The organism is Paracoccus niistensis (assembly GCF_042432925.1).
Classification (GTDB): Bacteria; Pseudomonadota; Alphaproteobacteria; order Rhodobacterales; family Rhodobacteraceae; genus Paracoccus; species Paracoccus niistensis.
This window is the reverse complement of sequence record NZ_JBHLWE010000034.1, coordinates 96,449-118,732: the sequence shown is the minus strand read 5'-3', so window position 1 is coordinate 118,732 and position 22,284 is coordinate 96,449. Positions and strand designations below refer to the sequence as shown.

General features: G+C 66.5%; 20 protein-coding genes. 15 read left to right on the top strand and 5 right to left on the bottom strand.

Features of this window, described 5'->3' with window-relative positions; translation table 11 throughout:
* Positions 1 to 2: 2 nt before the first annotated feature.
* Together secD and yajC are read right to left on the bottom strand one after the other, a co-directional pair.
* Entirely contained in the window at positions 3 to 1,667 is a 1,665-nt protein-coding gene (gene secD / locus ACFFII_RS11140; RefSeq protein WP_377698955.1) for a protein translocase subunit SecD, read from the bottom strand.
* 15 nt (positions 1,668 to 1,682) lie between these two features.
* Positions 1,683 to 2,018 (bottom strand): preprotein translocase subunit YajC, encoded by a 336-nt coding sequence (gene yajC / locus ACFFII_RS11135; RefSeq protein ID WP_377698954.1) that lies wholly within the window; start codon positions 2,016 to 2,018, stop codon positions 1,683 to 1,685.
* Positions 2,019 to 2,225: 207 nt separating this feature from the next.
* On the opposite strand from yajC, the gene mazG reads away from it, so the two are divergent.
* Positions 2,226 to 3,023, top strand: coding sequence for a nucleoside triphosphate pyrophosphohydrolase (mazG, locus tag ACFFII_RS11130; RefSeq protein ID WP_377698953.1), 798 nt, complete (start codon positions 2,226 to 2,228; stop codon positions 3,021 to 3,023).
* A gap of 164 nt (positions 3,024 to 3,187) precedes the next feature.
* Here the strand turns inward: mazG and dusA are convergent, their stop codons facing one another.
* Positions 3,188 to 4,186, bottom strand: a complete 999-nt coding sequence (dusA, locus tag ACFFII_RS11125; RefSeq protein ID WP_377698952.1) for a tRNA dihydrouridine(20/20a) synthase DusA — start codon at positions 4,184 to 4,186, stop codon at positions 3,188 to 3,190.
* Positions 4,187 to 4,416: 230 nt separating this feature from the next.
* Here dusA and ACFFII_RS11120 point away from each other — a divergent pair, with 230 nt between their 5' ends.
* Together ACFFII_RS11120 and ACFFII_RS11115 are read left to right on the top strand one after the other, a co-directional pair.
* Entirely contained in the window at positions 4,417 to 5,664 is a 1,248-nt protein-coding gene (locus ACFFII_RS11120; protein WP_377698951.1) for a tyrosine-type recombinase/integrase, read from the top strand.
* Between the two features lie 144 nt (positions 5,665 to 5,808).
* Positions 5,809 to 6,066 carry a pyocin activator PrtN family protein gene (locus ACFFII_RS11115; protein ID WP_377698950.1) on the top strand — a complete coding sequence of 86 codons (258 nt, stop codon included), beginning with the start codon at positions 5,809 to 5,811 and terminating at the stop codon, positions 6,064 to 6,066.
* A gap of 441 nt (positions 6,067 to 6,507) precedes the next feature.
* Here the strand turns inward: ACFFII_RS11115 and ACFFII_RS11110 are convergent, their stop codons facing one another.
* Entirely contained in the window at positions 6,508 to 7,425 is a 918-nt protein-coding gene (locus ACFFII_RS11110) for a LysR family transcriptional regulator (protein WP_377698949.1), read from the bottom strand.
* A 119-nt stretch (positions 7,426 to 7,544) separates the two neighbouring features.
* On the opposite strand from ACFFII_RS11110, the gene ACFFII_RS11105 reads away from it, so the two are divergent.
* From ACFFII_RS11105 to ACFFII_RS11065, 9 genes are all read left to right on the top strand, one after another.
* Complete coding sequence (locus ACFFII_RS11105) at positions 7,545 to 8,858, top strand: MFS transporter (protein ID WP_377698948.1); 1,314 nt, start codon at positions 7,545 to 7,547, stop codon at positions 8,856 to 8,858.
* A 3-nt stretch (positions 8,859 to 8,861) separates the two neighbouring features.
* Positions 8,862 to 9,974: a tartrate dehydrogenase gene (locus ACFFII_RS11100; protein WP_377698947.1), complete on the top strand. Its 1,113-nt coding sequence runs from the start codon at positions 8,862 to 8,864 to the stop codon at positions 9,972 to 9,974.
* A gap of 9 nt (positions 9,975 to 9,983) precedes the next feature.
* Complete coding sequence (locus ACFFII_RS11095; RefSeq protein WP_377698946.1) at positions 9,984 to 11,237, top strand: glycerate kinase type-2 family protein; 1,254 nt, start codon at positions 9,984 to 9,986, stop codon at positions 11,235 to 11,237.
* Complete coding sequence (gene pyk, locus ACFFII_RS11090) at positions 11,234 to 12,667, top strand: pyruvate kinase (protein WP_377698945.1); 1,434 nt, start codon at positions 11,234 to 11,236, stop codon at positions 12,665 to 12,667. The genes ACFFII_RS11095 and pyk overlap by 4 nt, the downstream gene beginning before the upstream one ends.
* Positions 12,664 to 13,938, top strand: a complete 1,275-nt coding sequence (gene eno, locus ACFFII_RS11085) for a phosphopyruvate hydratase (RefSeq protein ID WP_377698944.1) — start codon at positions 12,664 to 12,666, stop codon at positions 13,936 to 13,938. Before pyk ends, eno begins: the two co-directional genes overlap by 4 nt.
* A gap of 40 nt (positions 13,939 to 13,978) precedes the next feature.
* A complete protein-coding gene (locus ACFFII_RS11080; protein ID WP_377698943.1) occupies positions 13,979 to 14,947 on the top strand; it encodes a tripartite tricarboxylate transporter substrate-binding protein in 969 nt (322 codons plus the stop codon).
* Between the two features lie 66 nt (positions 14,948 to 15,013).
* Positions 15,014 to 15,475 carry a tripartite tricarboxylate transporter TctB family protein gene (locus tag ACFFII_RS11075; RefSeq protein ID WP_377698942.1) on the top strand — a complete coding sequence of 154 codons (462 nt, stop codon included), beginning with the start codon at positions 15,014 to 15,016 and terminating at the stop codon, positions 15,473 to 15,475.
* Between the two features lie 10 nt (positions 15,476 to 15,485).
* Positions 15,486 to 16,994, top strand: a complete 1,509-nt coding sequence (locus ACFFII_RS11070) for a tripartite tricarboxylate transporter permease (RefSeq protein ID WP_377698941.1) — start codon at positions 15,486 to 15,488, stop codon at positions 16,992 to 16,994.
* Positions 16,995 to 17,066: 72 nt separating this feature from the next.
* Positions 17,067 to 18,035 (top strand): Bug family tripartite tricarboxylate transporter substrate binding protein, encoded by a 969-nt coding sequence (locus ACFFII_RS11065; RefSeq protein WP_377698940.1) that lies wholly within the window; start codon positions 17,067 to 17,069, stop codon positions 18,033 to 18,035.
* Between the two features lie 91 nt (positions 18,036 to 18,126).
* On the opposite strand, the gene ACFFII_RS11060 is transcribed toward ACFFII_RS11065, so the two are convergent.
* Complete coding sequence (locus tag ACFFII_RS11060; RefSeq protein ID WP_377698939.1) at positions 18,127 to 19,272, bottom strand: aminotransferase class V-fold PLP-dependent enzyme; 1,146 nt, start codon at positions 19,270 to 19,272, stop codon at positions 18,127 to 18,129.
* A gap of 169 nt (positions 19,273 to 19,441) precedes the next feature.
* Here ACFFII_RS11060 and ACFFII_RS11055 point away from each other — a divergent pair, with 169 nt between their 5' ends.
* The 3 genes from ACFFII_RS11055 to ACFFII_RS11045 all read left to right on the top strand — a co-directional run bounded on the left by ACFFII_RS11055 (position 19,442) and on the right by ACFFII_RS11045 (position 22,279).
* A complete protein-coding gene (locus tag ACFFII_RS11055) occupies positions 19,442 to 20,134 on the top strand; it encodes a type 1 glutamine amidotransferase (protein WP_377698938.1) in 693 nt (230 codons plus the stop codon).
* A 68-nt stretch (positions 20,135 to 20,202) separates the two neighbouring features.
* Positions 20,203 to 21,558 (top strand): glutamine synthetase family protein, encoded by a 1,356-nt coding sequence (locus tag ACFFII_RS11050; protein ID WP_377698937.1) that lies wholly within the window; start codon positions 20,203 to 20,205, stop codon positions 21,556 to 21,558.
* A 61-nt stretch (positions 21,559 to 21,619) separates the two neighbouring features.
* Positions 21,620 to 22,279: an SDR family NAD(P)-dependent oxidoreductase gene (locus ACFFII_RS11045; RefSeq protein ID WP_377698936.1), complete on the top strand. Its 660-nt coding sequence runs from the start codon at positions 21,620 to 21,622 to the stop codon at positions 22,277 to 22,279.
* Positions 22,280 to 22,284 lie beyond the last annotated feature (5 nt).

Here is a 22,284-nt window from a genome sequence, read left to right as displayed (position 1 = left end):
CCTTAGAGGACCAGGGCCGCGGGACGGCGGCGTTCCAGCCAGAACACGATCATCAGGCGCGTCAGGTAGATCGCGGTGAAGACCGAGGTGGCGATGCCGATGACCAGCGTCACGGCGAAGCCCTTCACCGGGCCCGAGCCCAGGAAGAACATCACCAGCGCGGCGATGAAGGTGGTGACGTTGGCGTCGATGATGGCGCTCATCGCCTCGTTGAAGCCGTCGTCGATGGCCTTGACCACCTTCTTTCCGGCCCGCAGTTCCTCGCGGATGCGTTCGTAGATGATGACGTTGGCATCGACTGCGGTGCCGACGGTCAGCACGATCCCCGCGATGCCCGGCAGCGTCAGCGTGGCCCCCATCGCCCCCATGATCGCCAGGATCAGGATGACGTTGATGATGACCGCGACCGAGGCGAAGACGCCGAACAGCCCGTAGCTGGCCACTATGTAGCCCACAACCAGCACGGTTGCGATGGTCGCGGCCTTGGTGCCCGCGTCGATCGAGTCCTGCCCCAGTTCCGGACCGATGGTCCGCTCTTCCAGGAAGGTCATTTCCGCCGGCAGCGCACCCGCACGCAGCAGGACCGCAAGCTGGGTCGATTCCTCCACCGTCATCGCGCCCGAGATCTGCCCCGAGCCGGTGGTGATCGCCTGCCGGATCACGGGAGCCGAAATCACCTGGTTGTCCAGCACGATGGCGAAGGGCTGGCCGATGTTGGCCGAGGTATAGGCCCCGAAGCGGCGCGCGCCCTGGGGGCCGAAGCGGAAGTCCACAGCCGGTTGGCCGTTCTGGTCGAAGCTGGGCCGGGCGTCGGTCAGGTCCTCGCCGGTGACCACGGGCGCCTCGGCAAGCGTATAGTACACGCCCGGCTCATCCATCGACGGCACGACGATGTTGCCCAGGCCCGCCTGCACGTTCGGGTCGGTGCCGCGCCCGACCACCGGGTTGAAGGTCAGCTTGGCGGTGGTGCCGATCAGTTCCTTCAGTTCCTCGGCCGAACCGATGCCGGGCACCTGGATCAGGATGCGGTCCTTGCCCTGGCGCTGGATCGTGGGCTCGCGGGTGCCGACCTCGTCCACGCGGCGGCGCACGATTTCCAGCGACTGCTGGATGGTGCGGTCGTCGGTCGCGGCGCGCTCGGCCTGGGACAGCTGCACGATCATGGTCGCGCCCTGCGCCGTGATGTCGAGGCTGGAGGCACCCGCCCCGGACAGCGACACGACCGGCGCGGCAAGACCGCGGGCGATTTCCACCGCGCGTGCCATCTGGTCGGGATTGCCGATCTCGACATGCAGCTGGTCGGGCGGGCCGGGCACGCGGCGAACGGCGCCCAGCACGTCGCGCTCGGCCGCCAGCGCGTCGCGCAGTTCCGGCCAGAGGCCGGTCATGCGCGAGGCATAGACCTCCTCGACATTGACCTCGCCCAGAAGATGGGCGCCGCCGCGCAGATCCAGCCCCAGGTTGACCAGCGAAGACGGCAGCCAGTCCGGCCACAGAGAGCGGGCGGCAGCCTGCTCGGGCGTCTCGAACCCGGCCCGCTCGGCCGCGGTGATCGCGTCGTTATGCGTTTCCACCCGCTGATAGAACAGGTTCGGCATCGCATAAAGCAGCCCCACCAGGACGATGCCGAGGATGAGGACGCGTTTCCAGGTCGGGATCTGCAGCATGGCGGCTCTGCGGCTTCAGCTGTTCGCGGCGACGGGCGCGGCGCGGTTGACCACCTGCGTGATGGTGGCGCGAACGACGCGGATGCGGACGCCCTGGGCAATCTCGACCTCGATCTCCTCGTCACGGACGCCGACGACCTTGCCGATGATGCCGCCCTGGGTGATGACGTTGTCGCCCTTCTTCAGGGCCGCGATCATCTCGCGGTGCAGGCGCATCTTCTTCTGCTGGGGGCGCATGATCAGGAAATACATGATCACAAAGACCAGGATCAGCGGGACGAACTGGGCGAACGCGGCGGCTCCGCCAGCGGCAGGAGCCGCGGCCTGGGCGTAGGCAGGGGTGACGAACATGGGCGATCCTTGTCGCAGGGTCAGGGAACGCCAGGACCAGGGCCCCGGCGGCGGATTGGCGCGGAACCTAGTCGCAGCCAGGGCCCTTGTCCAGAAACAGCCGCCGTCCCCCATGCGCGTTCAGGTCACGAACGCGGGGGCCAGAGGTGGACTCTGCCCCGCCGCTCGTGTCTTCGTGAGGCCCTGCCCTTCCAAGGAACGCCGCCCATGTCCGACGCAACCGCCGAAACCCGCCGCCTGATCGACATCATGGCCGCGCTGCGCGACCCGCAGACCGGCTGTCCCTGGGACATCGAGCAGGACTTCGCCTCGATCGCGCCCTACACCATCGAGGAAGCGCACGAGGTCGCCGACGCCATCACCCGGCAGGCCTGGGACGAGCTGCCGGGAGAGCTGGGCGACCTGCTGCTGCAGGTGGTCTTCCACGCGCAGATGGCAACGGAACAGGGCATGTTCGACTTTGCCGACGTGGCCCGCGCGATCTCGGACAAGCTGATCGCGCGCCATCCGCATATCTTCGGCGACGAATCCCGCGACAAGTCAGCCGAGCAGCAGGTCCGCGACTGGGAGGCGATCAAGGCGAAGGAACGCGCCGCCAAGGCGGAACGTGGGACGCTGGACGGCGTGGCGCTGGGGCTGCCCGCGCTGACCCGCGCGATCAAGCTGCAGAACCGCGCAGCGCGCGTAGGCTTCGACTGGCCCGCGACCGAACAGGTCCTGCACAAGATCCGCGAGGAAACGGCCGAACTGGTTGCCGCGAAGGGCAGCGCCGACCCGGCGCATCTGGCCGAGGAGTTCGGCGACCTGCTCTTCGTGATGGCGAACCTCGCCCGACACCTGAAGATCGACCCTGAGGAAGCCCTGCGCGGCGCCAACGCCAAGTTCACCCGCCGCTTCCAGTCCATCGAGGCGGCCCTCGCCGCCCAGGGTCGCCGCCCCGAGGAATCTACGCTGGAAGAAATGGACGCGCTGTGGGACGCGGCCAAGGTGGCCGAAAAGGCGTGAGGCAGCGCCTCTCCCGGTGTGCAGCGGCTCGTTCATGAGGATCGCCAAAATCCGTCCGAGCCGAGGCGATCAGCGGCGAGGCTGCCCAGCAGGAAGCATCTCGGGTCAGCATGCCCTGTCTTGCACGGATCACAGGGCGAGGCGGATTTCCGAAGCGTCCGTTTTCAGGCGAATTCCTGTGCGCCGACCGCCGCCAGCGCCGCGTCGTAGTCGTCCAGCGTGCCCGCCGAGCCTCGCTCGGACAGGATCCGCTTCCACATCCGGGCGCCGGGGCGACCGTGGAACAGCCCCAGCATGTGCCGCGTGATCTGGTGCATCCGCCCACCGGTTTCGAGATGCCGCGCTATTACCTCGCGCATTGCAAGCGCAGCCTCGGCCGGCTCTGCGAAGCGCGGCTCATCGCCCCACAGCCGGTCGGCCGCGCCGAGGATGGCCCAGGGCTCGTGATAGGCCGCGCGGCCGATCATCACGCCGTCCATGACCTCAAGGTGTTTGCTTGCCGCCTCGGCCGAGCCGATGCCGCCGTTGATGGACAGGTGCAGCTGCGGGAAAGCCGCCTTCATCGCATGGACCAGCGGATAGTCCAGCGGAGGAATCTCGCGGTTCTCACGCGGACTGAGGCCCTGCAGCCAGGCCTTCCGCGCGTGGATGGTGACGCGCCGGACCCCAGCCGCGGCGATGGTATCCAGGAAGGCGGGCAGCACCTCGGCGGGCGCATGCTCGTCCACCCCGATGCGGCATTTCACCGTAACCTCCACTGGGCTGGCCTCCTGCATGGCAGCCACGCAGTCCGCCACCAGGGCCGGAGTCTTCATCAGCACGGCACCGAAGCAGCCCGACTGCACCCGGTCGCTGGGGCAGCCAACGTTCAGGTTGATCTCGTCATAGCCCCAGTCGGCGGCGATCCGGGTCGCCTCGCGCAGCTCGGCGGGGTCGGACCCGCCCAGTTGCAGCGCCACGGGATGCTCGGCCGCGTCATAGTCCAGCAGCCGCGCCCGGTCGCCGTGGATGATCGCGGGTGCCGTCACCATTTCGGTGTAAAGCAGCGCCCGGCGGCTGAGCAGGCGGTGGAAGCCCCGGCATGCCCGGTCGGTCCAGTCCATCATCGGTGCAACCGACAAACGCGACGCTGCTTTCGCGTTGTTTTCGTTGCTTCTTTCCAACACTGGCTCCTGTCTGCCATGTAGCGTGCTTGCGGGGATTTTCGGGGTTTTCCGACGGTTCCCCGAGGTTTCCGACTCTTGCGTGCTACGGCGTAGCACGACCAAGCGCAGCACGCCGTTCCGTGCCCGTGACCCTCCTCTGTCTCCTGACCAAGCCCCGCCAGAAAATTTTTTTCCGGGCGGGCCGTCTTCGACCGATCTCCGATCCGTACTCAGTCAGGATACACAGAATGACCTACCCTCACTCGCCATCGAATGGAACCCACGACCTGTTGGCACGCATCACGCGCGACCAAGCCGCAAAGCTTCCCGGCCCCGCCCTTGAAATGACACCCGCGACCACGAGTCCAGCAACTGTAGGGAAGGCAAGGGATGCAACTATGAAGGCCACAAAGAAGAAGGAGCCGAACACCACAGTCATCCAGAATTCCGACGGAACAACATCCTACCGTGTGCAGATCCGCGGGCGCGTCCACGGAAAGCAGCACAGCCTTTGCCGTACCTTCAGCACGCTTACGCTCGCCCGCGCGTGGCGCAAGCGGACAACAGCCGAAATTGAGCTGAACGGCTTTCCCGCACCGGAAACGGAACAAGCTGCGCCGACCGTTGCAGACATCATTCATGCGCGCCTGGACAAAGATAAGAAGATCGAGCGCAGCGCTAAGCAGTACCTGCGCTATCTGAGCAAGCACCCTCTGTGGATATCTAAGCGCTGCTCGGATCTGACTGTGGCGGATTTGGTCGATTTCGCGGAACTCATGGTCTCGGAAGACCGTGAGCCGCAAACGGTTGCGGGCTACATGTCGTTGCTCAGCACGACTCTGAAAAGGGCCCGCAAGCGTGGAGCCCACATTCCGCCCCAAGTCGTCGAAGACGGCATGGACATCCTGTGGGAAGAACACATCATCGCACGCTCCTCGAAGCGGGACCGGCGCCCGACCCTCGACGAACTCGACAAAATCCTAAGTGCCGCCGAAGCTAACAAGCGGCAGAAGCTGCCACTCGCAAAGCTTATTGTCTTTGCGATTTTTTCGACCCGTCGCCTTGGCGAAATTTGTAGGCTGCGGTGGTGCGATTTGAACGAAGTCGAGAGCAAGATCTTGGTCAGGGACATGAAACACCCGAGAAAAAAGAAGGGCAACAATGTCACAGTTACTCTGCCTGACGAGGCCATGCGGATTATACGATCGATGCCGCGCGAGGGTGCATTCATCTTTCCTTTCAATCCCAGGTCTGTGGGCACTGCGTTTCGTCGTCAGCGGGACATTATCCCGATCGTTGACTTGCGCTTTCATGACCTCCGACATGAAGGTATCAGCTGGCTCTTCGAGATGGGCGAGACCGACTACTTCGTGCGTCAGATTTCGGGTCATGAACCCGGTGGCTGTCTGGCACGCTACGCCCACGTCAGGAACAAGGGTAACAAGTTCGCCAATTGGTGCTGGCTCGACCGCGTCATTCACGGGATCTGTGCGTGACATCGTCTATTGCCAACACCGTCAGGCGCAGCCAGTCTGCGCCTGAAGGGCGTGCGTTAACTATAGTGATACGAAAGACCAGAATTTCTTTTGGGCAGTTGCTGATGAACCAATCTGCTCCTCATAATTTTAATGAGGAACGACATGAAACCGACGACCTTCGACTGCCTGCTCGCCCATTTCGCCGGGAACCCTATGCTCTCGATCGAGACCGTGGCCAGTTATCTCGCCGTCGACACGGAAACGCTGGTCAATAAGATGAACCAGCGCAAGATCGGCCTGACCTACTTCCGCGCCACAGATGGTCAGAAGGGCAAGAAATTCGTGATGGTAGCTGATCTCGCAGCCCATATCGACGCATGCCACCAGAAGGCGGTTGAAGAGATGGCCAAGTTCGCATGAATTTGACTGTTTGTGGGATGGATCTCCCGCGATATTGGAACGGCATCCAACGAGCGGGTCCGCTCTGTTGTGTGTTCGACGCTCTGAAAAGTGGTTCTCCCTGGAACGGTCGGACGCCGGTGCAGAAGGACGCCTCCACGGAGGTCTTAGGCGGACATTCGGCTCTGCGAGAATTCAAGCATGTGAACCAGTTCAGCCGACGCCATGAATCCTTTCACGACACGTAAACAGCACATGGCGCGACAGAGTCCGTCGCAAGTGCAGCGACATTTACTCCTGAAGCCCACCGCCTCCCGGGGGCATAATGCTGCATTGCAGCATTCAAGACCAAGATCTCGAAATGGCTAACTCGAAAGAAGCTGCAGTTGAGATGAGTTGCAGTTTAGGTAGGGAATGCTGTGCTCTCGTCAGTCCACTCGACTATAGCACCTCTTGCTGTCATCACGCCAAAGCCGAAAGCTCGTCGGTGATCGAGAGCAAGACGTCAACCACGGCATCGCGGGATGGATCGCGCACGTCGCGCGGCCAGACGACATGAAGCGGCAGCCTGGCGCGGGCATTGTCCGGGCCGATCTCCAGAGCACAGACATGTGCGCTACGTGGCACCAGTCCTGACCACCACCGCGGCACGATCGCAGCGCCGATGCCCGCCGCCACCATATTCAGCATGGTCTGCTTTTCATCAGCATTTTGGATGATGCGCGGCTCGATGCCTTCCTGTTCGAACAGTGCCAGAACCATGGCGTGGCTGTGCGGACGCGACCGCCGATCGGGGACGATCAGCGGCGTGTCCGCCAACTCCTGAACCTTGACGCTTTCCTGACCGGCCAGGGAATGACCGGGCGGCAGGACCACGACCGGGCTTTCGTGCAGCAGCAGGTGCCCGCGCAAGCGCCGGTGGAAGGGCTTCAGACCCGGCCTGACAAGGGCAAGGTCCAGATTGCCGGCCAGAAGCCGGGGGATCAGCTTGATGGACCGTTCCTCGACCAGCTGGATGCGCAGGTCGGGATGCACGGCATGAACGGCCTGCAAGAGCCGAGGCACCACCACACTGGCGGCCGTATCAATAGCACCGAGCCGAAGCACCTGACCACCCTTCCGGCCCAGCTTGCGCCAGCGGGCCTCGGCGGCGTCCGCCTGTTCCAGCAGAACGCGCGCTTCCTTCAGAAGCCGCAATCCTTCAGGGGTGATCACCACCGATCGCGTCGTGCGCTCGAAGATCTGCACGCCCAGGCTGTCCTCGAGCTGCTGCACGGCACGCCCCAGGGCGGCGGGCATCATCTCCAGCCGGGCGGCGGCCCGACCAAAATGCATCACATCGGCAACCGCAAGAGCGCAACGCAACTGCCTCAGATCCATGACGACACCAGATTATATCGTTTTACTATACAGTCCTTGAGTGATTGAGGGAAGTCCGGCCGCTCTGGTAGTTTTACACAAGCGCTGGGGAGAGCGCTTTCCGCATCCGGGAGAATCACATGAGCGATGCGCTCGAGAAGCGCGTCATGAGAAAGATCTCATGGCGCATCATTCCCTTCATCATGCTGCTCTACTTCATCGCGTTCCTGGATCGCGTGAATGTGGGCTTTGCGGCCATCCACATGAACGAGGACGTGGGCCTCTCGCCTGCAATCTTCGGCTTCGGGGCCGGCCTGTTCTTCATCGGCTACTTCCTGTTCGAAGTGCCCTCGAACCTGGCGCTGGAGAAGTTCGGCGCACGGATCTGGATCGCGCGGGTCATGCTGACTTGGGGGCTGATCTCGGGGGCGATGGCCTTTGTTCAGGGACCGACCAGCTTCTACATCCTGCGCTTCCTGCTGGGCGCCGCTGAGGCCGGGTTCTTCCCAGGCATTATCCTTTACCTCAGCTATTGGTTCCCGGCCAAGAATCGGGCGCAGGTGACGGCCCTGTTCATGGCTGCCGCGCCGATCTCGGTCGCACTCGGCTCTCCGATCTCCGGGGCGCTGCTGGAAATGGATGGGCTGATGGGCTGGCACGGCTGGCAGTGGATGTTCATGCTCGAGGCCATCCCGGCACTGGTTCTGGGCGTGGTGGTTCTGTTTTACCTGACCGATCGCCCGGAGAAGGCCAGATGGCTGGCCGACGACGAGCGCGAATGGCTGTCGAGCACCATGAATGCCGAGCGCGCGGCCAAGGAAAGCGCCGGCGCCAGCCATTCGATCCTGAAGGGCCTGACCGATCCGCGCGTCCTTGCTCTTTCACTGGTGTATTTCGGGACGTCGGCCGGGCTTTACACGCTGGGTATCTGGGCGCCGCAAATGTTGCACGGCCTTGGGCTGACCTCGGTCCAGACCGGGTTGGTCAATGCGATCCCGCCGATCTTCGCCGTTGCCGCCATGTATCTGTGGTCGCGCCATTCGGACCGGACAGGCGAACGGACCTGGCACGTGACCCTGGCCTGCACGGCTGCCGGGATCGGGCTCTTCCTTGCCGGCTTCGCTGTTTCCCTGGTCGCCGTGGTGCTGGCGCTGGTGGTGGTGAACGCGGGCGTCAGCGCCGCCAAGCCGCCGCTATGGTCGATGCCGACCATCTTCCTGTCCGGCTCGGCTGCTGCGACCGGCATCGCCACGATCAACTCGCTAGGCAACCTCGGCGGCTTCGTCGGCCCCTATGTCATCGGCCTGATCAAGCAGTCCACGGGCAGCTTCGAATGGGGTCTCTACTTCGTCGGCGGCCTGCTCATCCTGTCGGCCGCCGTCACCCTGATCATTGCGGGCACGGCGCGCAAGGGCGTGCCCTCCCCCTCAACCAACTCCATCCAGAAGGCCTGACCCATGACCATCGCACAGAGAACCTCGGACATGACCACGGAAACCCGCACCTACCGCATCGCCGCCATTCCCGCAGACGGCATCGGCCCGGAAGTCATCGCCGCCGGATTGCAGGCCCTCGAGGCGCTGTCCAGGCGCGACGGCAGCTTCCGGCTCGACGTGACCCAGTTCGACTGGGGCTCGGACTACTACAAGAAGAACGGCGTCATGATGCCCGAGGACGGGCCGGCGCAGCTGAAGGACTTCGACGCCATCTTCTTCGGCGCGGTGGGTGCCCCGGATGTGCCGGACCACATCACCCTGTGGGGCCTGCGCCTGCCGATTTGCCAGGGCTTCGACCAGTATGCCAACGTCCGGCCCACCAAGATCCTGCCCGGCATCCAGTCGCCGCTGGCGGATGTCGGCTCGGGCGACCTCGACTGGGTGATCGTGCGCGAGAACTCGGAAGGGGAATATTCCGGCCACGGCGGGCGCGCCCACAAGGGCCTGCCCGAGGAGGTAGGGACCGAGGTCGCCATCTTCACCCGCGTCGGCGTCACCCGGATCATGCGCTTCGCCTTCAGGCTGGCGCAGTCGCGTCCGCGCAAGCTGCTGACCGTGGTCACCAAGTCGAATGCGCAGCGCTTCGGCATGGTGATGTGGGACGAGATTGCGGCCGAGGTGTCGAAGGAGTTCCCCGACGTGACCTGGGACAAGATGCTGGTCGACGCCATGACCGTGCGCATGGTCAAGAACCCGCAGAGCCTGGACACGATCGTCGCCACCAACCTGCATGCCGACATCCTGTCCGACCTCGCGGGCGCCTTGGCGGGATCCTTGGGCGTGGCACCGACCGGCAACATCGACCCGGAGCGCCGCTTCCCGTCGATGTTCGAGCCGATCCACGGCTCGGCTTTCGACATCACCGGCAAGGGCATCGCCAACCCGGTGGCGACCTTCTGGACCGCCGCGCAGATGCTGGAGCACCTCGGCGAGGCGGATGCCGCCAAGCGCCTGATGACCGCGGTCGAGCAGGTCTGCGCCGATGGCGTCATGACCCCGGACGTGGGCGGCACGGCGACGACGCAGCAGGTTACCGACGCGGTCTGCGACGCGATCCGCGGCGCAAACATCTGAGGTGAGGTGATGGCGCGCGACCCCCACGACCTTCTGCTGCGCCTGTTCCGCGCGGCGGTGGACAGCGCCGATCCGGCGACAACGGTTGCGCGCCATCTGCCGGACCTGCCGCGCGGGCGGGTCGTCGTGGTGGGGGCGGGCAAGTCCGCCGCCGCCATGGCCCGCGCGGTCGAGCAGGCCTGGCCCGGCGTCGATCTGTCGGGTCTGGTGGTCACCCGCTACGGCCATGCGGTGCCGACGCGGCGGATTGAGGTGATCGAGGCCGCGCATCCAGTCCCCGATCAGGCCGGGGCCGAGGCGGCGCAGCGCATCCTCCAGGCGGCCCGGGGCCTTGGTCCCGACGACCTGGTGCTGGTGCTGATCTCGGGCGGCGGCTCGGCGCTGATGACGGCGCCGGCGCCGGGGCTGACGCTGGAGGACAAGATCCGGGTCAACCGGCTGCTGCTGGCCTCGGGCGCGCCGATCGGGGTGATGAACCGGGTGCGGCGGCGGCTGTCCGCGGTCAAGGGCGGGCGGCTGGCCCTGGCCGCGGCGCCGGCGCGGGTGGTGACCTTGGCGATTTCCGACGTGCCGGGCGACGATCCGCTGGCGATTGCCTCGGGGCCGACGGTCCATGACCCGGATGCGGGGGCGGATCTGTCCAATGCCGTCCGTATGCTTGGCCCCGACCTGCCCGAAGCAGCGCGGCGCCTTCTCATGCAGACGCCCGAGCCGCTGCCGTGGTTCGACGCGGATTATCGGCTGATCTCGACCCCGCTGATGGCGCTCGAAGCGGCGGCGCAGCTGGCAAGGGCCGAGGGGATAACGCCGTTGATCCTGGGCGATGCGATCGAGGGCGAGGCCGCTGGCGCCGGCCTGGTGATGGCCGGCATCGCCCGCAGCGCCGCAGTGCATGGCGCACCTGTCAAAGGTCCGGCGGTGCTGCTGTCCGGGGGCGAAACCACCGTCACCATCGGCCCCGCCAAGCCGGGCCGGGGCGGGCGGAACACGGAATTCCTGCTGTCGCTCGCGGTGGCGCTGGATGGGCACGAGGGCATCCACGCATTGTCGGGCGACACGGACGGCATCGACGGCACCGAGGACGCGGCGGGCGCGATCATCGCCCCCAATACCCTGGCCCGCGCCCGCGCCGCCGGGCTGGACCCTCGCGCCGTGCTGGCCGCGCATGACAGCTACAGCCTGTTCGACAGGATCGGCGATCTGGTCAAGACCGGCCCGACCCTGACCAATGTCAACGACTTCAGGGCGGTCTATATCACATGAACAGCCAATCACCTTCCGCGCTGCGCCCGCGCCGCGCCAAGATCCTGGCGACTGTCGGGCCGGCGAGCCGCAGCCCCGAGATGTTGCGCCGCCTGTTTCTGGCAGGCGCCGACACCTTCCGGTTGAACTTCAGCCATGGCAGCCACGACGATCACCGGCAGTCCTATGCGGCCATCCGCGCACTGGAGGCCGAGTTCGGCCAACCCATCGGCATCCTGCAGGACCTGCAGGGACCCAAGATCCGCATCGGCCAGTTGCCGGGTGGCCCGCGCGAGGTCGCGCCGGGTGAGACCCTGACCCTGACCCTTGGCACGGGCGACATTCCCCTGCCGCACCCGGAAATCTTCGCGGCCATCCGCCCCGGCCACCAACTGCTGATCGACGACGGCCGGATCCGGCTAGAGGCGATGACGCATGATGCCAAGACCATTACCGCGCGGGTGGTTGCCGGCGGCCGCCTTCTCGACCGCAAGGGCGTGAACCTGCCCGACACGGTGGTGGACCTGCCGGCGCTGACCGAAAAGGACCGCGCCGATCTGGAATTCGGCCTGTCGCTCGGCGTTGATTGGGTCGCACTGTCCTTTGTCCAGCGGCCCGAGGATCTGGCCTTAGCCAAGTCCCTGATCCAGGGCCGCGCCGGGCTGGTCGCCAAGATCGAGAAGCCCTCGGCCCTGGACAGCTTGGCCGAAATCGTCGCGGAGGCCGACGCGATCATGATCGCACGCGGCGACTTGGGCGTGGAAATCCCGCCCGAGGACGTGCCGGGCCGGCAGAAGGAGATCATCCGCCTCTGCCGCCAGCTCGATCGGCCGGTGATCGTCGCCACGCAGATGCTGGAGTCGATGATCACCACGCCGACGCCGACCCGTGCCGAGGCGTCGGACGTCGCCACCGCGGTCTATGACGGGGCCGACGCCGTGATGCTGTCGGCGGAAACCGCCTCGGGCCAGTTCCCGGCCGAGGCGGTGGCCATGATGGACCGCATCATCCGTCGGACCGAGGCGCATCCCTTCTATGCCGCCTCGCTGACCGCGACGGCACCGCGCGCCGATACCGCGAACCGCGCCATCGCCGAAGCGGCCGTCGATCTGGCCGGCTCGCTCGACACGTCGGCCATCGTCGCCTTTTCTTCCACGGGGGCCTCGGGGCGGCGCATCGCCTCGTATCGGGCGCCCCGCCCGACGGTGCTGCTGACCGCCGATCCTGCGGTCGCACGCCGCATGTCGCTGGTCTGGGGCATCCGTTCGCTGATCGACAGGGAAGTGACGGATCATGACACGGTTCCGATCATGGCCGAAGAGGCGGTCCGGCGCCTGGGCATCGGCGACGAGCGGGACAGCATCGTCGTGGTCTGCGGCTTTCCGTTCGGCGTGCCTGGCACCACCAACAGCATCCGCGTCACGCCCTTGGGGCGGAAGGATATCCCATGACCGCCATCATCGACATCTTCGCGCGCGAAATCCTCGACAGCCGCGGCAACCCGACCGTCGAGGTCGATGTGACGCTCGAAGACGGCACGATGGGCCGCGCCGCCGTTCCTTCGGGGGCCTCGACCGGCGCGCATGAGGCGGTCGAAAAGCGCGACGGCGACAAGTCGCGCTATCTGGGCAAAGGCGTGCTGGAGGCCGTGGCCTCGGTCAACGGCGAGCTGTCCGAGGCCCTGATCGGCGAGGACGCGACCGAGCAGCGCGCCATCGACATGATGATGATCGAACTGGACGGCACTCCCAACAAGGGCCGCCTGGGCGCGAACGCGATCCTGGGTGTCAGCCTCGCCGTGGCCAAGGCTGCCGCCGAGGCAACCTCGCAGCCGCTTTACCGCTATGTCGGCGGGACGGGCGCGCGCATCCTGCCGGTCCCGATGATGAACATCATCAACGGGGGCGAGCACGCCGACAACCCGATCGACATCCAGGAATTCATGATCATGCCGGTGTCGGCGGAGAACATCCGCGAGGCCGTCCGCATGGGCTCGGAAGTCTTCCACACGCTGAAGAAAGAACTGTCGGCCGCTGGTCTGGCGACCGGCGTCGGCGACGAGGGCGGCTTCGCCCCGAACCTGTCGTCCACCCGCGACGCCCTCGACTTCGTCCTGCGGTCGATCGAGAAGGCCGGCTACAAGCCCGGTGACGACATCATGCTGGCGCTCGACTGCGCCTCGACCGAATACTTCAAGAACGGCCGTTACGAGATGGTCGGAGAGGGCAAGTCCTTCACCTCGGCCGAGAACGTGGACTATCTCGCAGCCCTCTGCGCCGACTACCCGATCCTGTCGATCGAGGACGGCTGCGCCGAGGACGACTGGGACGGCTGGCGCCTGCTGACGGAAAAGCTGGGCGCCTCGGTCCAGCTTGTGGGCGACGACCTGTTCGTGACGAACCCCGCGCGGCTGGCGGAAGGGATTGCCCAGGGCTGCGGCAACTCGCTGTTGGTGAAGGTGAACCAGATCGGCACGCTGTCCGAAACGCTGGACGCGGTGATGATGGCCGACCGCGCGGGCTACACCTCGGTCATGTCGCACCGCTCGGGCGAGACCGAAGATGCGACCATCGCCGACCTCGCCGTGGCCACGAACTGCGGCCAGATCAAGACGGGCAGCCTCGCGCGTTCGGACCGGCTGGCGAAATACAACCAGCTGATCCGCATCGAGGAGATGCTGGGTGCGACAGGGGAATACGCAGGGAGAAGCATCCTGCGCTGACCTCGGCAAGACGACAATCATCAACATGGAGGAGAGATTGATGAGGACGTTCAAGGCTACAGTAATTCTGGGGATCCTGCCCCTCATGGCAGGCGCGGCCATGGCACAGGACTATCCGAGCCGAAACATCACCATCGTCGTGCCTGCCGCCGCAGGCGGGCCGAGCGACACGGTCGCCCGGCTGATCGCCGACAAGATGGGCGCCGAGTTCGGCCAGCAGGTGCTGATCGAGAACATGGGCGGCGCGGGAGGATCGCTGGGAGCGGCGCGCGTCGCCAAGGCCGAGCCCGACGGCTATACGCTGCTTCTGTATCACGTGGGCGTGTCGACCTTCGGCGCTCTTTATCCCGACCTTCCCTATGATACCGACACGGCCTTTTCCTCGGTCGGCCTGGTGACGGACGTGCCGATGACCCTGGTCAGCCGCAAGGATCTGGAGGCGGCCGATGTTGCTGGCCTTCTCGGCTGGCTCAAGGGCGAGGGAACCGGCGCCACCTTTGGAACTGCGGGCGTCGGCTCGGTTTCCGACCTTTGCGGGCGGCAGCTGGCCGAGGCGGCCGGGATCGAATTCACCGTCGTTCCCTACAAGGGCACCGGCCCGGCCATGACCGATCTTCTGGGTGGCCAGCTCGACCTGATGTGCGACCAGACGACCAACACGGCCAACCAGATCAAGGCAGGCGAGATCAAGCCTTACGCTGTCACGACGCCGGAACGGATCGCGCTGTTGCCCGACACCCCGACACTGGCGGAAAGCGGCCTGGAGGGCTTCAACCTTTCGGCCTGGCACGCCATCTGGGCGCCGGCGGGCACCCCCGAGGATGTGCGCAACCGGTTGTCTGGCGCTCTGCAGAAGGCCCTTGCCGATCAGGAGGTGATCGACCGTCTCGCGACGCTGGGCACCACGCCGGTCGCAGCCGATCTGGCAACGCCTGCGGCTATGGACGAGCGCTTCAAATCCGAGATCGAACGCTGGTCCAAGCTGCTGGCGGAAACCGCGGCGAACTGATCCATGCGCCCGCCGCCCCCCTCCTGGGCGGCGGGTTTGTTGTCGGCATGCGGGCGGGGAGGCACCATGTCCACGAGACCAAGAGACGACACGGACCTGATCGCCGGCCTGGGCCTGATGGCGGTCGCGGCCTTCTTCGGCTGGCAGACGATCGGACTGGAAATCGGCACGTCGCTGCGCATGGGGCCGGGCTATTTCCCGATGATCCTGTCGGGGCTGCTGTTCCTTCTGGGGCTGCTGGTCACGCTGCAGTCCTTCGGCCGCGAAGGCGAGCCGGGCACCCCCATCGCCTGGCGGGGCATCCTGTTCATCCTGCCCGCGCCGATCTTCTTCGGCCTGACGGTGCGGGGCCTGGGCTTCGTGCCCGCGCTGTTCATCACCACGCTGATCGCCTCGCAGGCCTCGGTGAAGATGCGGCCGCTGCACGCCCTGATCCTCGCCGTCGCGGTGACGGTGCTGTCCACGCTGATCTTCAGCTATGGCCTGGGGCTGCCCTTCCGGCGCTTCGGCCCCTGGCTTCCGTTCTGAGGGCCTGCCAATGGATCTTCTTTCCAACCTCGCCATGGGCTTCTCGGTCGCCTCCTCGATCGCGAACCTCGGCTTCTGCCTGATCGGCGTCATTCTCGGCACGCTGATCGGCGTGCTGCCGGGCATCGGCGCCACGGCGACCATTGCCATGCTGCTGCCGATCACCTTCCAGCTGGAACCGGTCAGTTCGCTGATCATGCTGGCGGGCATCTACTACGGCGCGCAGTACGGCGGCTCGACCACCGCCATCCTGATCAACATGCCGGGCGAAAGCTCGTCGGCCGTCACCGCCATCGACGGCTACCAGATGGCCCGCAAGGGCCGCGCGGGCACGGCGCTGGCCACCGCGGCGATCGGGTCCTTCTTCGCGGGCAGCGTGGCGACCTTCCTGGTCGCGCTGTTTGCCCCGCCGCTGACCGCCGTCGCCCTGCAATTCGGCGCGGCCGAGTATTTCAGCCTGATGGTGCTGGGCCTCGTCATGTCGGTGGCGCTGGCGCATGGCTCGGTCCTGAAGGCACTGGCGATGGTCGTGCTGGGGCTTCTCCTGGGCATCGTCGGCACCGACATCTACACCGGCACCCCCCGCTTCACGATGGGGATCACCCAGTTCGCGGACGGCCTGAACTTCGTCGCGGTGGCCATCGGCGTCTTCGGCTTCGCCGAGATCCTGCGCAACCTGGAAGACGAACACGAACGCGAGGTGATGACGAAGAACATCAACCGCCTGTTCCCCTCGCGCGACGAGTTCCGCCAGATGGCCGGCCCGATCCTGCGCGGCACGGGCATCGGCTCGGTCCTGGGCATTCTGCCGGGAGGCGGCGCGATCCTGGCGTCCTTCGCCTCCTACACGATGGAAAAGAAGCTGTCGAAGACGCCGGAGGAATTCGGCAAGGGCGCGCTGGCGGGCGTTGCAGGTCCCGAAAGTGCCAACAACGCGGGCGCGCAGACGAGCTTCATCCCGCTGCTGACACTCGGTATCCCGGCCAACCCGGTGATGGCACTGATGATCGGCGCGATGATCATCCAGGGCATCGTTCCCGGCCCCAGCGTCGTCACCGACCAGCCGCAGCTTTTCTGGGGCATCATCGCCTCGATGTGGATCGGCAACCTGATGCTGGTGGTGCTGAACCTGCCGCTGATCGGGCTTTGGGTGAAACTGCTGACCGTGCCCTATTACGTGCTGTTCCCGATCATCATGGCGATGTCCTCGATCGGGGTCTATTCGGTCAACGGCAACCCTTATGACCTGTTCGCCGTCGCCTTCTTCGGCCTTCTGGGCTACATCATGTCCAAGCTGCGGTTCGAGCCGGCGCCCCTGCTGCTGGGCTTCGTCCTTGGCCCGCTGCTGGAAGAAAACCTGCGCCGCGCCATGATCCTGTCGCGGGGCGATCCCACGACCTTCGTGACCCGTCCCATCAGCGCCGGGCTTCTGGTCGTGTCGCTGATCGTGCTGGTGCTGGTCTTCCTGCCCCAGATCCGCAAGCAGCGCGACGAGGTTTTCACCGAAAGCGAAGGCTGATCCCTGGTCCGGGGCGCGCCGCCCTGCGCCCCGGCCCTCGCGTACCCCTGCAAGTTCCAACGGGAGAATGACATGACCCTGACCCTGACCCGCCGCGCCCTGATGGGCACGGCCTTGGCCTTCGGGCTGGCGGGCGCCGCCGCGGCGCAAGACTTCCCCGACCGCGCGATAACGCTGGTGATCCCCTTTGCCGCGGGCGGCTCGACCGACGTGGTGGGCCGCATCGTCGCCGACCGCATGAGCCAGGAGCTCGGCCAGCAGATCGTCGTGCAGAACGTCGGCGGCGCGGGCGGTTCGCTGGGCGCCCAGCAGGTCGCCAAGGCGGATGCCGACGGCTACACGATCCTGATGGGAACCGTGGCCACCCACGCGCTGAACCCGCTGATCCTCAAGCAGAAGCCCTATGACCCGGTGACCGACTTCGCCCCCGTGTCGCTGCTGGTGCTGGTGCCGAACGTGCTGGCCGTGAACCCCGCGCTGCCGGTCAACACCGTGCAGGAACTGATCGACCTGGCGAAGACGGAACCGCTGGCCTATGCCTCGTCGGGCAACGGCACGCCGCTGCACCTGTCGGGCGAACTGTTCAAGTCGATGGCGGGCGTGGACATCACCCATATCCCCTACAAGGGCTCGGGCCCTGCGCTGACGGACGTGCTGGGCAACCAGGTGCCGGTGATCTTCGACAACCTGCCCTCGGCGTCCAGCCACATTTCCAGCGGCAAGCTCAAGGCGCTGGGCGTGACGACGGCCGAGCGCGCGCCCTCCTTCCCGGACGTTCCCGCCATCGCGGAAACGCTGCCCGGCTACGAGACCTACAGCTGGAACGCGCTCTTTGCCCCGGCCGGCACCCCGCCCGAGGTGGTCGAGACCCTGGCAAGCGCCGCCAAGACCGCGATGGCCGACCCGGCCGTGGTTGCGCGCATGGCCGAGTTCTCGGCCGAGATCGTGGCCTCGGGTCCCGAGGAACTGGCCGAGCACGTCAAGGCCGAGATGACCAAGTGGGAACCGGTCGTGGTCGAGGCCAACGTCAGCCTCGACTGATCCCGACCCATCCCTGCACAGCGCCGGGGCCATCGCGGCCCCGGCGTTTCCATGTGTGTTGCTGGCAGCGGAAGGACCGGGCCCTTGAGCTTCAGCCCGCCAGCACCTCGTCCAGCACGCGGGTGAAGCGTCCCACGGTGCCATCCACGTCCTTGAGCTTGTCGAGGCCGAACAGGCCCAGTCGGAAGGTCGAGAACTCGGCCCCCTCGCCCACCTGCAGGGGCACGCCCGCCGCGATCTGCATCCCCTTTTGCGCGAACTTGCGGCCGTTGCGGATGTCGGGATCGTCCGTGTAGCTGACGACCACCCCCGGCGCGGCAAAACCGTCCGCCGCGACCGAACGGAAGCCGCGCTCGGCCAGCGCCGCGCGGACCCTGCGGCCGAGGTCCCACTGCGCCGCACGCGCGGCCTCGAACCCCATCTCGCGCGTTTCCACCATGGCGTCGCGCAGCGTGACTAGCGCGTCGGTCGGCATGGTGGCGTGATAGGCGTGGCCGCCGTCCTCGTAGGCCTTCATGATCGCGCGCCACTTCTTTAGGTCCAGCGCGAAGCTGTCGCTGTTCGTCTGCTCCAGCCGTTCCAGCCCGCGGGCCGAGAACATCACCAGCCCGGCGGCGGGCGAGGCGCTCCACCCCTTCTGCGGGGCCGAGATCAGGACGTCCACGCCCAGTGCCTTCATGTCCACCCAGATCGCCCCCGAGGCGATGCAGTCCAGCACCATCAGCCCGCCGACCTCGTGCACTGCCTGCGCCAGCGCGGCGATGTAGTCGTCGGGCAGGATCAGCCCGGCCGAGGTTTCCACATGCGGCGCGAAGACAACGCCGGGACGCGTGCGGGCGATCTCGGCCACCACGTCCTCGATCGGCGGGGGCGCATAGGCGGGACGCGGGGCATTGCCCTCGGGGCGCGCGGGCTGCACCTCGGCGGCCGCCTCGAACTGGGCCGCGTCGTGGATCTGGGTCCAGCGGAAGCTGAACCAGCCGTTCCGCACGATCAGCGCGTCTGCATCGCGGGCGAACTGGCGGGCGACCGACTCCATCGCATAGGTGCCGCCCCCCGGGACCAGTGCCACGCCCTCGGCCCCGTAGACCTCGCGGGCCATGTCCGAGATGTCGCGCATGACCGCCTGGAACTTCTTCGACATGTGGTTGAGGCTGCGGTCGGTGAAGACAACCGAGAACTCCATCAACCCGTCGGGATCGACCGCGCTGCGTCCACCTGGGCCAAGTCCATTCATCGCCGTCCCTTTCCTGATGCCATTTCAGGCACCCTAGCCAAGCGTGCCGCCCGCTTCCAGCACGACTGTCGTGTGAGGCAACGCGGGGACTGGCATGGCGTTCCGGCCCCCTTGCGGCCGCCCCGCCCCCGCGCCTACCTTGGCCCCACCACCACCTGCGAGAGTTCCGATGCGCATCGGCATCCTGAAATGCGGCCAGTCGCCCGACGTCACGCGCGCCGAGCACGGCGATTACGACGACATGTTCGAGCGGCTCCTGGCCGGCCGCGGCTTCACCTTCGCCCGCTACCATGTCGAGGCGATGGAGTTTCCCGAAAGCGTCCACGCCGCTGACGGCTGGCTGATCACCGGATCGCGCCACGGCGTCTACGAGGACCATGCCTTCATCCCGCCGCTTGAGGATTTCATCCGCGCGGCCTTTGCCGCCGAGGTGCCGATGGTGGGCGTCTGCTTCGGCCACCAGATCATCGCCCAGGCGATGGGCGGGCGCGTGGTCAAGCATCCCGAAGGCTGGCGCGTCGGCGCGCATGACTATGTGATCGGCGGCAAGCCCATGGTGCTGAACGCCTGGCACCAGGATCAGGTGGTGGACCTGCCCCCCGCCGCAGCCATCGCCGGCACCAACGAGTTCTGCCAGGCCGCGGCGCTTGTCTATGACCACCGCGCCTTCACCGTGCAGCCCCACCCCGAGTTCCGCGACGGCTTTATCGACGGCCTGATCGAGCATCGCGGCGGCGCGGTTCCCGGCGAGCTGCTGGACCAGGCGCGCGCCCGGCGCGGCAGCGCCGATTCCTCGGCCTTGGCCGACAGCATCGAGGCCTTCTTCAAAAACCCCAGGGGAACGGCCGAAGCCGTTCTCTGACCCAGGCGGCGGCCGGTCCGACCGGCGCCCGATACAGAGAAAGCCGGAAGCCCCGGCGGAAAGTTTCCATGTCAGACTGGCTGACGAAAATCCCGCAATCTGCCCGCAACTACATCGAGGGCCGCCGTCTGGACGAGGTCGAGTGCATCGTCCCCGACATGGCGGGCGTCGCGCGCGGCAAGGCGATGCCCGCGTCCAAGTTCGCGCGGCAGGAAAGCTTCTACCTGCCGAACTCGATCTTCCTGCAGACGATCACGGGGGAATGGGCCGACAACCCGGCCGGCGCCTTTACCGAGCCGGACATGATCCTGGTCCCCGATTTCTCGACGGTCTCGGCCGCGCCCTGGACAGCCGATGTGACCTTGCAGGTGATCCACGACGTCTTCGACCAGCAGGGACGCCCCGTGCCGGTCGCGCCGCGCAATGTCCTCAAGCACATCGTCGGGCTTTACGCCGAACGGGGCTGGCGTCCCATCGTCGCGCCCGAAATGGAGTTCTTCCTGGTCGCCCGCAACATCGACCCCAACCAGCCGATCCAGCCGCCCATGGGCCGGTCGGGCCGCCGTGCCGCGGCCAAGCAGGCCTATTCGCTGTCGGCGGTGGACGAATACGGCAAGGTCATCGACGACATCTACGACTTCGCCGAGGCGCAGGGCTTCGAGATCGACGGCATCCTGCAGGAAGGCGGCGCGGGACAGGTGGAGATCAACCTCGCCCACGGCGATCCGGTGCGGCTGGCGGACGAGATCTTCTTCTTCAAGCGCCTGATCCGCGAGGCTGCGCTGCGCCACGATTGCTTCGCCACCTTCATGGCCAAGCCCATCGAGGGCGAGCCGGGCTCGGCCATGCACATCCACCACTCGGTCGTGGACGCGCAGACTGGCCGCAACATCTTCTCGGACGAGAAGGGCCGCGAGACGCCCGAGTTCCTGCATTTCATCGCCGGAATGCAGAACCATCTGCCCGCCGCGATCGCCCTGCTCGCGCCCTACGTCAACAGCTATCGCCGCTATGTCCCGGACTTCGCGGCGCCCATCAACCTGGAATGGGGCCGCGACAACCGCACCACCGGGCTGCGGGTCCCGATTTCGGGGGCAGACGGACGGCGGGTGGAAAACCGGCTGGCGGGGATGGACTGCAACCCCTATCTGGGGATCGCGGCCTCGCTGGCGACGGGATACCTCGGGCTGGTGCAAGGGGCGAACCCGCGCGCGGAATGCCTGGGTGACGCCTACATGTCCGACGACGAATTGCCCACGAACCTGGGCGACGCCCTGGACGAGATGGTGGCCTCGCAGCCCATGCGCGAGGTGCTGGGGGCCGAGTTCGTCGCCGTCTACGAGGCTGTCAAGCGCAACGAATACAAGGAGTTCCTGCAGGTGATCTCGCCCTGGGAGCGTGAGCACCTGCTGCTGAACGTGTAGGGCGGGGCCTGCGTCCATTCACCGCTTGCGGCGGCGCGCGGGCAGTGGCAAGGGGCTGGGCATGAGCGACACAGACCAGAAACTTGCCATCGTGACCGGCGCCTCCCGCGGGCTCGGCGCGGCCCTGTCCGAGCGCCTGGGCGCGCGCGGCTATCACGTCGTCGCGGTCGCCCGCACGACCGGCGCGCTGGAGGAGCTGGACGACCGTATCCGAGCCGTCGGCGGCGCGGCCACTCTGGCGCCGATGGACATCACGCAACCCGCCGCGATGATCCAGCTTGTCCAGGCGGTGCTGGACCGCTGGGGCGGCTGCGACCTGTGGGCCCATGCGGCGGTCCATGCCGCGCCGCTGGCGCCCGCGCCCCATGTCGATCCCAAGGACATGGACCGCTCGGTCGCGCTGAACATCACCGCGACGCATGGGCTGTCGGTGCTGATGGACCCGCTGCTGCGCGCGCGCAACGGCACCGCCCTGTTCTTCGACGATCCCCGCGCGGGCCAGCCGTTCTTCGGCGCCTACGGGGCCACCAAGGCCGCGCAGATTGCCTTTGCCCGCAGCTGGCAGGCGGAAAACCAGCGGCTCGGGCCGCGCGTGGTCATTGCTACCCCGAACCCGATGCCCACGTCCGTCCGCGCCCGCTTCTTCCCCGGCGAGGACCGCAGCACGCTCAGCCCCTGCCGGGCCGAGGCCGACCGCATCCTGGCCGAACTGGCGATCTGAGGGGC